The organism is Kitasatospora sp. NPDC051853, from assembly GCF_044452665.1.
Taxonomy (GTDB): domain Bacteria; phylum Actinomycetota; class Actinomycetes; order Streptomycetales; family Streptomycetaceae; genus Kitasatospora.
Map to the genome: position 1 here is coordinate 227,273 of NZ_JBITBY010000005.1, position 14,418 is coordinate 241,690.

Consider the following 14,418-nt stretch of genomic DNA (forward strand, 5'->3'; position numbering starts at 1 on the left):
CCCCACCCGCCGACACGGTGGACGGTGATCCATGGCTGACTCCCCGCACCCCGCCCCGCGCTCCGACCCGGCCGTCGCGCTGGTGACCGGCGCTTCGTCCGGTCTCGGCGCCGCCACGGCCACCCGCCTGGCAGCGGCCGGCTGGCGTCTGCTGCTCTCCGGCCGGGACCACGCCCGCCTCGACGCGGTCGCCGCCGCCACCGGCGGGCTGGCCCTCCCGGCCGACCTCACCGCCCCGGGCGGCCCCGACCAACTGGCGGCGCGCGCCCTCGCGGTGGACGGCCGGGTCGACGTCCTGGTCGCCAACGCCGGCATCGGCTGGCGCGGCCCCTTCGCCCGGATGCCGGTCGACGTGCTGGCCGGCATGGTCGAGCTCAACCTGGTGGCCCCGCTCCGCCTCGCCCGCCTGCTGCTCCCCGGCATGCTGGAGCGCGGGCGGGGCCGGATCGTCCTGGTGGGTTCGATCGCGGGCGCGGTCGGCGTCCGCGACGAAGCCGTCTACTCCGCCACCAAGGCGGCCCTGGGCCTGTTCGCGGAGAGCCTGCGGTACGAGCTGCGCGGCAGCGGGGTGGCCGTCCGGGTGGTGGTCCCCGGGCCGGTGGACACGCCGTTCTTCGCCCGCCGGGGCACCCCGTACCAGCGCGAGCACCCGAAGCCGAGCCCGCCCGAGCGGGTCGCCGAGACCGTCTACCGCGCGGTGGTCGGGCGGCGCGACGAGCTGTTCGTCCCCGGCTGGTTCCGGGTGCCCGGCCGGGTGCACGGGACGGCGCCGCACCTGTTCCAGCGGCTCAACTCGCGGTTCGGCTGATGGGCGCCGGCCGGGCCGCGCTGCTGGCCGCCACCTCCGCCGAGGCCGTGCACCTGGCACCGGCGGCCGTCCGGCTCGCCCCGGTGCGCGGGCTGCTCCTGCGCCGCCTGGCCGGGCACGGGGCCGCCGGGCACGTGGCGCTCACCTTCGACGACGGCCCCGACCCGGCCTCCACCCCGCTCTTCCTGGACCGGCTGGACGAGCTGGGGGCCACCGCCACCTTCTTCCTCCTCGGCAGCATGCTGGAGCAGTGGCCTTCGCTGGGGCGGGAGTTGACCGCCCGCGGCCACGAGGTCGCGGTGCACGGCTGGTACCACGACCCGCAGTGGTGGCCCTCCCCCGCGCGCGACGCGCGTGAACTCCGGCGCACCGTCGAGGCGGTGACCGAGCTCTGCGGCCGCCGCCCGCTCTGGTACCGGCCCCCGTACGGCGTGCTCACCACCGGACTGCTGCTCGCCGCACGGCAGGTGGAGCTCCGCCCGGTGCTCTGGACGGCCTGGGGACGGGACTGGACCGCCGCGGCCACCCCGGCCTCGGTCTACCGGACGCTCCGGCCCGGCCTGCACGGCGGCGCCACCGTGCTGCTGCACGACTCGGACTGCACCTCCGCGCCCGGCTCCTGGCGCTCCGCCCTGGACGCCCTGCCGCTGGTGGCGGAGCGCTGCTCCCGGCTCGGGCTGGAGCTCGGCCCGCTGCGCGAGCACGGCCTGATCAAGCGTCACTACCCTTACGACTGAACGGGGTCGGCGAGGCCGACCCGTGCCAGGGCGGCGGCGAACCCGGCCCGCCAGACCTCGGGATCGGCCCCGGCCGAGGGCGGTGGCAGCGGACGGCCGAGCGCCGCCAGCGCGTTGCGGACCACCTCCCGCGGGCCGGCCGAGGTGACGTCGGCGTGGCCGAGCTCCAGCTCGTGCTGGAGGTTGTCGCGGCCGTGGCCCTGCACCACGTCGAGCAGCAGCAGGCGGCGGCCCAGCGCCCGGGCCTCGCTGCAGGTGTCGCCGGAACTGGTGACGACCAGGTCGGCGGCGGCCATCAGGGCCGGGACGCGGTCGGTGTGGCCGAAGGCGTGCAGCCGCGGCTGCCGCCGGGCCAGGGAGCGCAGCCGGGCCTCCAGCTCCCGGTTGTGCCCGGCCACCGCGAGCACGTGCGGTCCGGCCTCGGCCAGCGCCCGGGCGGTGCGGGCGATCGGGCCCAGCCCCCAGGCACCGGACATCAGCAGCACGCACCGCTCCCCGGCCGGGACGCCGAGCCCGGCCCGTGCCTCCCGCTGCCCCGGCGGCCGGTAGAAGCCGGGGCGCAGCGGCGCGGCCACCACCGCGACGGCGGCCTCCGGGCGGTAGCGGCGGACGGCGCAGGCGGCCACCTCGGAGGTGACCAGGAACAGGTCGGTGCCCTCCTGCACCCAGAGCCGGTGCGGCGTCACGTCGGTGCAGAGCACCAGGTGGACGGTGCCGGGCAGGCTCGGGCGCAGCGCGTTGACGGCGGCGGTGGCGGTCGCGAAGACCGAGACCACCAGGTCGGCCGGCCGCTCGTCCAGCAGCTCGCGCAGCCGGGGGACCAGCCGGGCGCGGGCCGCCGCCTCGGCCAGCAGGGCGATCCTGGCGCCGGGGCGCAGTGCCGCGAAGTGGAAGGCGTCGTAGGCGCCGGGCAGGTCGAGCAGCCGCCGGAAGACCCGTTCGCCGACGGCCGAGCCGTGGCGGCCGAGCAGGGCCATCGCGTCGACCGTGCGGGTGGTCCAGCCGCGTTCGTGCAGCGAGTCGGCGCAGGCCTGGGCCATCACGTCGTGGCCCTGGCCGAGCGATCCGGAGACGAGCAGTGCGTGCGGCAACGGCGGACTCCCGGTGTCAGGCGGTCATGCGGGCCGGGCCGGGGCGGTGGCCCGGTACCAGTCGACGTAGCGGCGCACGCCCTCGTCGAAGGGCGTGCTGGGCTTCCAGCCCAGCAGGCGCGCGGCCTTGGCGTTGGAGATCCGGCGCGAGGCGTAGTCGGCGGCCCGGGCCGGCACCCGCTCGACGGTGACCGGGCCGAGCAGCCGGTCGACGGTGTCGGCGATCTCCCGGATCGAGACCGGGGTGCTGCCCTCCAGCGCGATGGTCTGGTCCTGCGCGGCGGAGTCGAGGGCCCGGACGTGGGCGTCCGCGAGGTCCTCGACGTAGACGAAGTTGCGGGTCTGCGCGCCCGTCCCGGCGATGGTGATCGGGCGGCCGGCCAGTGCCGCCTGCACGAAGCGGGCGATCACCAGCTCGTCGCGCATCCGCGGGCCGTACGGGATGCCGTAGCGGAGCACGGTGAAGTGCTGCCCGTAGAGCTCGCGGTAGCTGTGGGCGACCAGCTCCGCCGCCAGCTTGCCGGCCACGTACAGGTGGCCGCTGCGGGCCAGGTCGATCGGGGTGTCCTCCTCCAACTCCGGTGCTCCGGCGTCCTGTTCGCCGGCCGCCGCGCCGTAGACCCAGACCGTGCTGGCCAGCACGGTGCGGGCCAGGCCGCTGCGCCGGGCGGCCTCCAGGACGCTGGTGGTGCCCTCGACGTTGAGCCGCACCGAGCGCACCGGGTCGGCCTCGACCTGGCCGACGTCGGCCATCGCGGCCAGGTGGAAGACCACCTCGCTGCCCTCGAACGCCGCCGTCAGGCCGTCCTGGTCCAGGATGTCGACCCGGGCGAACTCGGCCGCGGGCGGGAGGCCGCGGGCGACCGTGTCCACCACCAGGACCTGGTGGCCGGCCGACAGCAGCCGCTCGACCACGTGCGCGCCGATGAATCCGCAACCCCCGGTGACCGCTACCCGCATGACGCTCCCTCACCCCACCAGCTCGGCGTGGACCGCCGTGACGGCGGTGATCACCTGGTCGACCTCGTCGTCGGTCATGTCGGAGTGCACCGGCAGGCAGACGTGCCGGGCGCAGACGTCCTCGGCGACCGGCAGCGGGCCGTGCGCCAGGCCGGCGAAGACCGGCTGGCGGTGCAGCGGCAGCTCGTAGACCTCGCCGGCCAGCCGGACGTCGAAGCGCTCGCGCAGCGTGCCCTTGAAGCGGGCGCGGTCCACCCCGGGCGGGAGCAGGAGCACGTACTTGTAGAAGTTGCTCCGGCAGCCGGGCGGCTCGGCGAGCGGTTCCAGTCCGTCGAGCCCGGCGAGCGCGGCGGTGTAGCGCTGCGCCACCGAGCGGCGGACCTCGACGAACTCCTTGAGCCGGCGCAGGTGCACCTCGCCGACGGCGGCGTTCGGCTCGCTCAGCCGCCAGGAGGAGCCGTGCCGCACGTGCAGGTTGGCGCCGAAGGTGCCCTTGCCCTGGTCCCGGTGGATCCGTGCCTCGTCGCGCAGCTCCTCCGACTCGGTGAGGATCATGCCGCCCTCGCCGCTGGTGACCACCTTGGTCGGGTAGAAGGAGAACGCGCCGGCCACCCCGAAGGACCCGGCGGGCCGGCCCCGGTAGCTGCAGCCGTGCGCGTGCGCCGCGTCCTCGACCAGGGCGATGCCGCGGGACTCGCAGAGCTGCCGCAGCTCGTCCACCCGGGGGGTGATCAGACCGCCGATGTGGACCAGCACCACGGCGGCGGTGTCCGCGGAGAGCGCCGCCTCGACGCTCTCCGGGCCGAGCGCGAAGGTCGCGGCCTCGACGTCGGCGAAGACGGGGGTGCCGCCCGCGTGCACCACGGCGGCGGCGGTCGCATAGAAGGTGTTGGCCGGGACCACCACCTCGCGGCCCGCCACGCCGACGCAGCGCAGCGCGATCTCCAGCGCGGCGGTGCCGCTGGCCACCGCGACGGCGTGCGAGGCCTCGTGGACGGCGGCGAAGGCCGCCTCGAAGCGCGCGGTGTGCGGGCCGAGGGTGAGCGCCCCGGTGGTCAGACTCTCCGTCACGGCGGCGGCGACCGCCGCACGGTCACCCTCGCTGAACACCACGCGGGCGGGGAACACGGCCATGCGGTACCTCCGACGCCCAGGACCGAACAGGACGAACCGGTCATAAGCCCTCAGGCTACGGCCGACCCGCCCCGATCCGCGCGACCGCTACGCCAGTTCACCCTCTTGCCACGTCCGCAGGCTTGCTGCAAATTGCTGCAAGCCTTTTCATTCACCGAGAGGACCCCGCCATGTCGGGCATCGCCCCACCCGTCGCCGACGAGCGCAGCGCACTGATGACCTACCTCGCCCACCAGCGGCGGCTGCTGCGCGTCACCGCCCACGGCCTGACCGACGATCAGGCCCGCACGGCGTCCTCCGCCGGTGACCTGACGATCGGTGGGCTGATCAAGCACGCCGCCCGGTGCGAGGCCGGCTGGACCCGCCTGGTCCTGCGCGAGCCGGCGCCGGAGCAGCCCGCGGACGAGTCGGAGGAGTTCCGCCTCCTCCCCGGCGAGACCCTGGCCGGGGTGCTGGCCGAGCACGCCGAGGCGGCCGCCCGGACCGACGCCGTGATCGCCGCGATCCCCGATCTCGGGTACGCCGTCCCGGCGCCGCGGGGCACCCGGTGGATCCCCGCCGAGGTCGAGGAGTGGTCGGTGCGCTGGGTGCTGCTCCACCTGATCGAGGAGATGGCGCGCCACGGCGGCCACGCCGACCTCATCCGCGAGGGCATCGACGGCGCCACCCAGTACCCGCTGCTCGCCGCGGCCGAGCGGTGGCCCGACCCCTGGTTCCGGCCCTGGGAGCCCGCGCCGGCCGCCGGGGACTGACCCGCCCGCTCCGCCCGGCGGCCCTTCCGTGGTAGTACTGCAGGTCGTGAGTCATCTCGGCCGCACCACCAGGGCGGCCCCGGCCCGGAAGGGGCACCACCCATGAAGGTCGGGATCACCGAGATCGCCGGGCGCGCGGGCGTCAGCGAGGCGACGGTCAGCCGGGTGATCAACCGCCGTCAGGGCGTGGCGGAGCGGACCCGGGACGCGGTCGAGCGGGCGATGGCCGAGCTCGGCTACGAACGGGCCGTCCAGGGCCAGCTGGTGGCCGTGTTCACCGAGCACGTGTCCAACCCGTTCTTCACCGACGTCGCCGAGCGGATCGAGTCCGCGCTGGCCCCGCACGGGCTGAAGACCGTGCTCTGCCCGGTCTTCCCCGGCGGGGTCCAGGAGCGGGACTACATCTCGGCGATCATCGACAAGGGCATCGCCGCCGTGGTCTTCCTCTCCGCCTCCAACACCCTGGACGACGCGGACACCGAGGTCTACGAGATCCTCCGCACCCGCCGCATCCCGTACGTCGGCGTGAACGGCGAGTTCGCCGACGGCGTGCCGGTGCCGGTCTTCTCCACCGACGACCGCCTGGCGGCCGAGCTGGCCGTGGAGCACCTGCACCGCCTCGGCCACCGCGCCATCGGCATGGTCTCGGGCCCGACCGGCAACCGCCCCGCCGACCAGCGGGTGCGCGGTTTCGTGGACGCGATGGCGCGTCACGGCCTCACCGACGCCGAGCGCCTGGTGATCCGTCAGTCCTACACCGTGGAGGGCGGGCAGGCGGCGGCCGGCACCCTGCTCGGCCTGGGCGCCACCGCGATCGTGGCGGCGAGCGACTTCATGGCGCTGGGCGTCATCCGCGGCGTGCGGCGGCTCGGGCGCTCCGTCCCGGAGGAGGTCTCGGTGGTCGGCTACGACGGCACCCTGATCACCGAGTTCACCGACCCGCCGCTCACCACCGTCCGCCAGCCCACCGAACGCCTGGCCCACGGCGTCTCCCGCAGCCTGCTCGACCTGGTCGGCGGCCGCGAGGTCCCCGCCGGCGAACTCCTCTTCGACCCCGAACTGGTCGTCCGCTCCACCACCGGGCCCGCCCCCACCACCTGACGGCGCTTCAGGATCCGTCCACCCTCCGGCGGTTATTCGCTGGTCGCCCGTGATCGTCGGTGGTCATACTGCCGCGATGGATCCAGTGACCCTTGAGACCGACCGCCTGGTACTGCGGGCCTTCGCCCCCGCCGACGTGGACGCGGTGCACGAAGCCTGCCAGGACCGGGACATCCAGTTCTACACCCCCGTACCGGTGCCGTACCGGCGCGCGGACGCCGAGAAGCTGGTGCTGGAGGACCTGCCCGCCCAGTGGGCCGAGGACAAGGACTACACCCTCGGTGCGTTCCGCAAGGACACCGGCGCCCTGGTCGGCTCGTACTGCCTGACCCTGATCAGCCGCGGCGTCTGGGAGCTCGGCTACTGGGCGGTCAAGGAGCAGCGCGGGCGCGGGTACTCGGTGGAGGCGGCGCGGGCCCTGTGCGACTGGGGCTGGGCCACGATCGACGTCCACCGCATCGAGTGGTGGGCCATGGTCGGGAACACCGGCTCGCGGGCCGTCGCCGAGAGGCTCGGCTTCACGGTCGAGGGGACGCTGCGCAACCGGAGCATCGCCAACGACGGGGAGCCGCACGACTGGTGGGTGGGCGGTCTGCTGAGGCCCTGACGCACCGTCAACCGTTGCCGGCCGCCGCCGACCCGTCCCGGGCCCGCGGCGGCCGGCCCTTGACGGCGGCTCGACACCTCCGCCATCTTTGCTCACACGCGCGACGAACGACCCCGTTCCGAGCAATATCGATCACCGTGGATCGCAGCGGCGCCCCTCCGTCCCCCGTTCCGCGTGACGGCACGGTGCGCCCTCCCCGAACCGGCCGACCTTGGAGCCCCCGTGAGCGCCTCCGCCCGCCACCCCCTCAGTCACCCCCGCCGTCCTCACCGCAGACGCCCCGCGCGGTTCGGCTCCGCCCTGCTCGGCCTCGCCCTGCTGCCCTCCGCCCTCTCCCTCGCCGTCGCCCCGCAGGCCGCCGCCGCGGCCACCCTCCCCCCGGTGGTGCCGCAGCCCGTCAGCCAGACCGCCGTGGCCGGCAGTGGCTTCACCCTCACCGCGCAGACCCCGATCGCGGTGGTCTCCACCGCCCCGGACGCCCTCGGCGTCGGCAGTTACCTCTCCGCCCTGCTGGCCCCCGCCACCGGCTACACCCTCCCGGTCTCCACCGCCGCCACCGCCCCGGCCTCCGGAGCCCTGGTTCTCGACCCCACCGGCCCGGCCACCCTCGGCCAGGAGGGCTACACCCTCTCCTCCTCCGCCACCGGCGCCACCGTGACCGCGCACTCCGCCGAGGGGCTCTTCCGCGGTGTCCAGACGCTGCGCCAACTCCTGCCCGCCGCCGTCGAGTCCACCACCCTCCGCCCCGGCCCGTGGACCGTCGCGCCCGTCCAGATATCCGACGCGCCGCGCTACGCCTACCGGGGCGTGATGCTGGACGTGGCGCGCCGCTTCTTCTCCGTCGAGGACGTCAAGCGCTACATCGACCAGTCGGCGACGTACAAGATCAACACGCTCCACCTCCACCTGACGGACGACCAGGGCTGGCGCATCGCCGTCGGCGCGCTCCCCGCCCTCACCACCACCGGCGCCTCCACCCAGAGCGGTTTCACCGGCGGCACCTCCTGGTACTACACCACCGCCCAGTACCAGGACATCGTGGCGTACGCGAAGTCCCGCTTCATGACCGTCGTCCCCGAGATCGACGGCCCCGGCCACACCACCGCCGCCCTCGCCTCCGTACCCGGCCTCAACTGCGACGACCGGGCCAAGGCGCCCTACTCGGGCTTCGAGGTCGGCATCAGCCTGTACTGCCTCAAGGACACCCGGCACATCGCCAACGTCTCCTCCTTCCTCACCACCGTCGTCGACGCCGTCGCCCAGCTCACCCCCGGCCCGTACGTCCACCTCGGCGGCGACGAGACCCCGCAGGCCACCACCGCCGAGTACGACGCCTACGCCGACGCCGCCACCCGGGCCGTCACCGCCCGCGGCAAGACCGTGATGGGCTGGCACCAGCTCGGGCAGTCCACCCTCCCGGCCGGCAGCGTCATGCAGTTCTGGGGCGACGCGAGCGACCGCGCCAGCGTCGGCACCGCGAACGAGTCCGCCGGCGTCAAGCAGCTGCGCCACGCCGTCGCCCAGGGCGCCAAGTTCGTGATGTCGCCCAGCGACCACGCCTACCTCGACATGAAGTACGACTCCACCGTTCCCTACGGCCTGAGTTGGGCCGGCTACGTGAACGCCCAGAAGGCCTACGACTGGGACCCGACCACCGCCACCGCCAAGACCGACGGCAGCTCCCCCGTGGTCGCGGCCGCCGACGTGCTCGGCGTCGAGGCCGCCCTCTGGGCCGACCGCGCCTACCGCGGCTCCACCAGCCTGCCGACCTCCACCAGCCAGTTCCCGGCGCCCCCGGTCTACGCCGAGTACATGACCTTCCCCCGCCTGCCCGCGATCGCCGAGATCGGCTGGTCCCCCAAGTCCACCCACGACTGGGCCTCCTTCCGCGACCGCCTCACCGCCCAGGGCCCGCGCTGGACCAACGCCGGGATCGGCTACCACGCCGCCGCCGACCTCACCTGGCCCGCCACCCCCGGCACCCTGGACGGCGTCCACACCCTCACCGCCGGCGGCAAGTCCCTGGACGTGCCCGGCAGTTCGACCACCCCCGGCACCCAGCTGGTCACCTGGGCCGGCCACGGCGGCACCAACCAGCAGTGGAAGTTCACCCGCCAGTCCGACGGCACCTACACCCTGGTCAACCAGGCCTCCCAGCTCTGCGCCGACGTCAACGCCGGCTCCACCTCCCCCGGCGCCGCCGTCATCCAGTGGACCTGCGGCGGCACCACCAACCAGCGCTGGACCGTCACTTCCGTCAGCGGCGGCCACACCATCGCCTCCGCCAAGAGCGGCCTCCTGCTCACCACCGCCTCCACCGCCGACGGCGCGCTCGTCACCCAGCAGCCCAACTCCGCTTCCCCCTTGCAGACTTGGACCCTGAGCTGACTCCCTGAGCCGACTCCCTGAAAGGAACCCTCCCGTGGAAGACCTGCGCCTCGGCGTCATCGGGCTCGGCCTGCGGCTCTCCCTCGCCGTCGCCGCCCACCGGCCCGGCCACGGCACCGTGGTGGCCGCGCTCTGCGACACCGACCCGGCGGCGCTGAAGCGCGGGTCCGAACGGCTCGGCGTGGACGACTGCGTCCAGGACCACCGCCAACTCCTCGGCCGCACCGACCTGGACGCGATCCTGGTGGTCACGCCCGACGACACCCACGAGACCGTCGCCGTGGACTGCCTGCGGGCCGGGAAGGCGGTGTACCTGGAGAAGCCCATGCACATCACGGTGGAGGGCTGCGACGCGATCCTGCGCACCGCCCGCGAGACCGGCACCCGGCTCTACGTCGGTCACAACATGCGGCACATGGGGGTGGTCCGCACGATGCGGGAGCTCATCGTGCGCGGCGACATCGGCGAACCCAAGACGGTCTGGGTCCGGCACTTCGTCGGCTACGGCGGCGACTACTACTTCAAGGACTGGCACGCCGAACGGGCCCGCACCACCGGCCTGTTGCTCCAGAAGGCCGCCCACGACCTCGACGTGGTCCACTGGCTGGCCGACGGCTGGAGCGAGCGGGTCAACGCCTTCGGCGACCTCATGCTGTACGGCGGCCTCCCGCGCCGCGCGCCCGGCACGCCCCGGCCCGAGGGCTGGCTGCGGGAGTTCGACTGGCCGCCGACCGAGCGCCGCGACCTCAACCACGTGGTCGACGTCGAGGACGTCTCGGTGATGAACATGCGGCTCGACAACGGCGTGATCGCCGCCTACCAGCAGTGCCACTTCACCCCCGACTACCACCGCAACTACACCGTCATCGGCACCGAGGGCCGCCTCGAGAACTTCGGCGACGAGCCCGGCTCCCTGGTCCGCGTCTGGAACACCGGCCCCACCGGCCACCGCCCCGAGGGCGACGCCACCCACCGCGTCCCCGACACCGACGGCACCCACGGCGGCAGCGACGTCGCCATCATCCAGGAGTTCGCCCGCTTCGTCCGCGACGGCGGCCCCACCGACACCTCCCCCGTCGCCGCCCGGATGGCCGTCGCCGCCGGCCACGCGGCCACCCTCTCCCTCCGCGACGGCGGCCGCCCCTACGACGTCCCGCCGTTGGACCCGGCACTGGCCGCCTACTTCGACACCGGCCAGGAGCCGGCGGCCGGCAGCTGACGCGTCCTCAGGCGGACGAAACCGCTGGCCACCGGGCGGCCGGGCACGACAGGATGCCGTCATGGACGCCGTATTCACCCTCGCCTGGCAGCACTCCGTCGGTCTCGTCTTTCCCGAGGGGCTGCCGACGGCCGCCGCCGGACTGCTGGCCGAGGGCCCCGACTCCCCGGCCCTGCGGGACCTGGCCGGACGGAGCCGCCACGAGGACACCGCCGAACTGGAGGGCCTGCTCCAGGAGGCCCTGGCCGAACTCCGCGTCCCGGTCCCGGACGGCGAAACGGCCGAACGGTGCCTGCTGCACCACCTCGCGGCCCGGCTGGCCGCCGGGGACATCGACCCCAAGGACGTTGCCGCCACCCTCTGGTACGGCGTCGCGGACACCGGGACCGAGCTGGAGGTGCGGTTCGCCAGGGCTGCTGTCGAGGAGGACCACCTCGACGCCCTGGAGACCGACCGGCCCGAGGCGTTCCGCGCCTGGGAGGACGCGCTGCGAGCCGCCGCCGTCGCCCTGGCAGCGGCCGAGGACAGTCCGCTCACCACACGTCCCTGGAACCGGTCGTGAGCGCGGCGCGGGCTGGCCCGGCGGTCAAGATGCTTGGTGCGCCGGGGCGGTGGTGGCCACCTGGCGGAGGAAGTCGTCGTTGGTGGTGGTGCGCTTGAGGCGGTCCAGGAGGAGTTCGGTGGCCTGCTGGGGGTCCTGGGCGTTGAGGACGCGGCGCAGGGTCCAGGCCGCGGTGGTGCGGGCCGGGCCGAGGAGGAGCTCCTCGCGGCGGGTGCCGGAGGCGCGGACGTCGACGGCGGGGAAGAGGCGCTTGTCGGCGAGGCGGCGGTCCAGGCGCAGCTCCATGTTGCCGGTGCTCTTGAACTCCTCGAAGACCAGGTCGTCCAGCCGGGAGCCGGTGTCGACCAGGGCGGTGGCCAGGATGGTGAGGGAGCCGCCGTTCTCGGTGTTGCGGGCCGCGCCGAAGAGCTTCTTCGGCTGCTGGAGGGCGCCGGCGTCCAGACCGCCGCTCAGGGTGCGGCCGTTGGCGGGGGCGGCGGTGTTGTGGGCGCGGGCCAGCCGGGTGATGGAGTCGAGCAGCACCACGACGTCGTGGCCGAGTTCGACCAGCCGCTTGGCGCGCTCGACGGCGAGCTCGGCGAGGGCGATGTGCTCGCGGGCGGGCCGGTCGAAGGTGGAGGCGATGACCTCGCCGCGGACGGTGCGCCGCATCTCGGTGACCTCCTCGGGGCGCTCGTCGACCAGGACGACCATCAGGTGCGCCTCGGGGTGGTTGCGGGCGACGGCCGCCGCGACGGACTGCAGGACCATGGTCTTGCCGGCCTTCGGCGGCGCGACGATCAGGCCGCGCTGGCCCTTGCCGATCGGGGCGACCAGGTCGACGACGCGGCCGGTGAGTTCGCGCGGTCCGGTCTCCAGTCGCAGCTGCTCCTGCGGGTACAGCGGCGTCAACTCGTGGAAGGCGGGGCGCTGCTGGGGTCCGTCGTCGGTGCTGCGGCCGTTGACCGTGTCGATCCGGGCCAGCAGCGGCCGGCGGTCACCCACGGCGCGGTCGCCCCCTGCGCGGTCACCCCCGGCCGGTCGGCGGTTGGAGCCGGTGGGCGGCTGGGTGGCGCCGGTCAGGACGTCGCCGCTGCGCAGGCCGAGGGCCCGCACCTGGCCGGGCGAGACGTGCAGGTCGGTGGGGCCGGGCAGGTAGCCGGAGGTGCGCAGGAAGGCCTTGCCGTCGCGGAGGTCCAGCACGCCGGCGGCCGGGAGCAGACCGTCCCGGTCGGGCTCGGGCGGCTGTGCAGGCACCCGGGCGACAGGCGGGGCGGGCCGCACGGCGGCGGAGCGCTTGGCGGTGATCGCCTCGACCAGTTCGCTCTTGCGCAGCTTGGCGTTGGCCGGGATGCCGAGGGCGGTGGCGAGTTGGTGGAGGTCGGCCTTCAGCAGGCCGTCCAGGGGCGCGGTGGTGCTCGGTTCGGTCATGGTGGCGGTGGCGGTGGTCATGGGTACTCCTCTGGAGCGGGCGTCGTGGTGGTGGCACGCCCCGGCGGCCCGCGACGGCTCGACGGCCGTGGGCGGGGCAGGGACGGGCAGCCCGGCCGCGAGGGGTCGCGGAGCATCGGGCGGGTTCCGGCATTGGTGCCGTGTGCTGCGGCTCCGTGGAAGGAGCCGGGTGGCGTCGCGGCCGATCGGGCCCGCTGACGCGGTGAACGGTGGATCCGGTACCCGCGCTCGGAAGCAGCGGCGTCGGAGGTCCACCTGTGGGCACTGTAACCCCTCCGGATGCCGATCGCCAAGGATTTCCCGGAACGCGCCGCCCCGGCCCCGCCCCGGCCCCGCCCGCTCCCGGCGCCCCCGCGCGACCTGACGGCTGGTCAGGGCCGTAGCATCGGCGGATGCGGACGATCGATGCCCTGCTGCCGGACGTGGGCCGCGCCGACGAGGACGGCCTGCGGGCGCGGGACCCGGAGGAGCTGGGCCGGTACGTGGCCGGGAGGCGCCACGCGTGGTGGCGGCGGAAGGCCTGCGCCGCGGCCCTGGCCGGCCGGGTGCCGGAGCGCCGGGTGCCGGATCTGCTGGCCCTGGTCCGGGATCCGCAGGAGTCCGTCGAGGTGCGGATCGCCCTGCTCGACCTGCTCGGCGACCGTGCCGAACTGCTGCCGTGGCTGCGCCACGAGGACCGGCGCGAGGACGGCGCGTACGGTCTCCGCGAGGCGGTGCTCGGGGCCCGCGGACGGCTCGGCGACCTGACGGCGGCACGGGAGTTGGCGACCTTGGCGTTCTCGCCGTGGCAGCACCACGAGGCCGTCGGCGAGGCGGGGCTGGCCGGACTGGTCGAACGGGTGGGGGCCGGGGCCGTACTGGCCGAGCTCGGCGAGGAGCGGCCGGAGGACCGGTACTTCGCGATCCTCACCCGCTACCGGGCCGACCGGGACGTGACCGACGCGCTGGGCGACCCCGACCACTCGGTGGCGTTCCGCTCCCACCGGCTGCAGTCCGATCCGGACCGGCTGCGCGCCTACGCGGACGCGGCACCGACCGCGGAGGCCGCGCTCTGGGCGGCGTACACGCTGTACGGCCTGACCGACGACCTGGACGAACTCCGGTCCCGTTACGCGGAGTTGGGGAGCCCTCGGGTGGAGGTTCCGGGGCTGGACGAGGAGCTGCGGCGGGCCGTGGCGCACGAGCACGTCCCGTGGTGCCAGGTGGCCACCGATCCGCGGTGGCGGGTGGAGGCCCTGTGCGCACCCGCGCCCGAACCGGTGGACCAGGAGGGCCAGTTGGCCCGGGCGGTGGCCGCCCTCGACGCCGCCGGGCTGGCGCCGGGGGCGCCGGTGCACTGCGGCGAGGACAACCAGCAGGGCGACGGCACCTACCACGTGATCCGGTACGGAAAGGGGCAGGACCAGGTGCTGGTCAGCACCCTCGGCCGGTTCGTCACCGGCGAGGACGACGACTGCGCGGCCCGCCCGCCGCTGGAGGCGGCGGGGCTGCGGTGGATCGACCGGGAGACCGCCTCGATCATGGTCACCGGCCTGCACGTCTACTACTTCGGGGCGCGCGGGCCGCTCGCCCTCGGCACGCTGCTCTTCCACTGGCAGGACTGACGCCCCGGGCGGCCACCGGGCACC

General features: G+C 74.8%; 13 protein-coding genes. 9 read left to right on the forward strand and 4 right to left on the reverse strand.

All coding sequences use genetic code 11. The features are described 5' to 3' along the window. Positions 1–31: 31 nt before the first annotated feature. Both ACIA8O_RS16355 and ACIA8O_RS16360 read left to right on the forward strand, forming a co-directional pair. Positions 32–808, forward strand: coding sequence for an SDR family NAD(P)-dependent oxidoreductase (locus ACIA8O_RS16355; protein ID WP_396294487.1), 777 nt, complete (start codon positions 32–34; stop codon positions 806–808). Then, on the forward strand, positions 808–1,545 hold the full coding sequence (locus tag ACIA8O_RS16360; RefSeq protein ID WP_396294488.1) for a polysaccharide deacetylase family protein: 738 nt from the start codon (positions 808–810) through the stop codon (positions 1,543–1,545). Before ACIA8O_RS16355 ends, ACIA8O_RS16360 begins: the two co-directional genes overlap by 1 nt. Here the strand turns inward: ACIA8O_RS16360 and ACIA8O_RS16365 are convergent. From ACIA8O_RS16365 to ACIA8O_RS16375, 3 genes are read right to left on the reverse strand one after another with little or no spacing between them, the layout of a single operon-like run. Beyond that, the gene (locus ACIA8O_RS16365) at positions 1,536–2,636 is read right to left on the reverse strand and encodes a hypothetical protein (protein ID WP_396294489.1); all 1,101 of its coding nucleotides are present in this window, start codon (positions 2,634–2,636) and stop codon (positions 1,536–1,538) included. The two genes, ACIA8O_RS16360 and ACIA8O_RS16365, sit on opposite strands and share 10 nt — an antisense overlap. 24 nt (positions 2,637–2,660) lie before the next feature. Further along, positions 2,661–3,596, reverse strand: a complete 936-nt coding sequence (locus tag ACIA8O_RS16370; RefSeq protein ID WP_396294491.1) for an NAD-dependent epimerase/dehydratase family protein — start codon at positions 3,594–3,596, stop codon at positions 2,661–2,663. Positions 3,597–3,605: 9 nt separating this feature from the next. Next, positions 3,606–4,730, reverse strand: a complete 1,125-nt coding sequence (locus ACIA8O_RS16375) for a DegT/DnrJ/EryC1/StrS family aminotransferase (protein ID WP_396294492.1) — start codon at positions 4,728–4,730, stop codon at positions 3,606–3,608. Between the two features lie 170 nt (positions 4,731–4,900). Here ACIA8O_RS16375 and ACIA8O_RS16380 point away from each other — a divergent pair, with 170 nt between their 5' ends. The 6 genes from ACIA8O_RS16380 (at position 4,901) to ACIA8O_RS16405 (ending at position 11,359) form a co-directional block, all read left to right on the forward strand. After that, positions 4,901–5,482 (forward strand): DinB family protein, encoded by a 582-nt coding sequence (locus ACIA8O_RS16380; RefSeq protein WP_396294493.1) that lies wholly within the window; start codon positions 4,901–4,903, stop codon positions 5,480–5,482. A gap of 102 nt (positions 5,483–5,584) precedes the next feature. Next, the gene (locus ACIA8O_RS16385) at positions 5,585–6,583 is read left to right on the forward strand and encodes a LacI family DNA-binding transcriptional regulator (protein WP_396294494.1); all 999 of its coding nucleotides are present in this window, start codon (positions 5,585–5,587) and stop codon (positions 6,581–6,583) included. A gap of 76 nt (positions 6,584–6,659) precedes the next feature. Further along, entirely contained in the window at positions 6,660–7,190 is a 531-nt protein-coding gene (locus ACIA8O_RS16390; RefSeq protein ID WP_396294495.1) for a GNAT family N-acetyltransferase, read from the forward strand. Positions 7,191–7,412: 222 nt separating this feature from the next. After that, complete coding sequence (locus ACIA8O_RS16395; protein WP_396294496.1) at positions 7,413–9,578, forward strand: family 20 glycosylhydrolase; 2,166 nt, start codon at positions 7,413–7,415, stop codon at positions 9,576–9,578. Between the two features lie 34 nt (positions 9,579–9,612). Continuing rightward, on the forward strand, positions 9,613–10,797 hold the full coding sequence (locus ACIA8O_RS16400; protein WP_396294497.1) for a Gfo/Idh/MocA family protein: 1,185 nt from the start codon (positions 9,613–9,615) through the stop codon (positions 10,795–10,797). A 61-nt stretch (positions 10,798–10,858) separates the two neighbouring features. Next, positions 10,859–11,359 (forward strand): hypothetical protein, encoded by a 501-nt coding sequence (locus tag ACIA8O_RS16405; RefSeq protein WP_396294498.1) that lies wholly within the window; start codon positions 10,859–10,861, stop codon positions 11,357–11,359. 24 nt (positions 11,360–11,383) lie between these two features. Here the strand turns inward: ACIA8O_RS16405 and rho are convergent, their stop codons facing one another. After that, positions 11,384–12,790 (reverse strand): transcription termination factor Rho, encoded by a 1,407-nt coding sequence (gene rho, locus ACIA8O_RS16410; protein WP_396294499.1) that lies wholly within the window; start codon positions 12,788–12,790, stop codon positions 11,384–11,386. A 392-nt stretch (positions 12,791–13,182) separates the two neighbouring features. Here rho and ACIA8O_RS16415 point away from each other — a divergent pair, with 392 nt between their 5' ends. Beyond that, the gene (locus ACIA8O_RS16415; protein ID WP_396294500.1) at positions 13,183–14,394 is read left to right on the forward strand and encodes a hypothetical protein; all 1,212 of its coding nucleotides are present in this window, start codon (positions 13,183–13,185) and stop codon (positions 14,392–14,394) included. Positions 14,395–14,418: the final 24 nt, after the last annotated feature.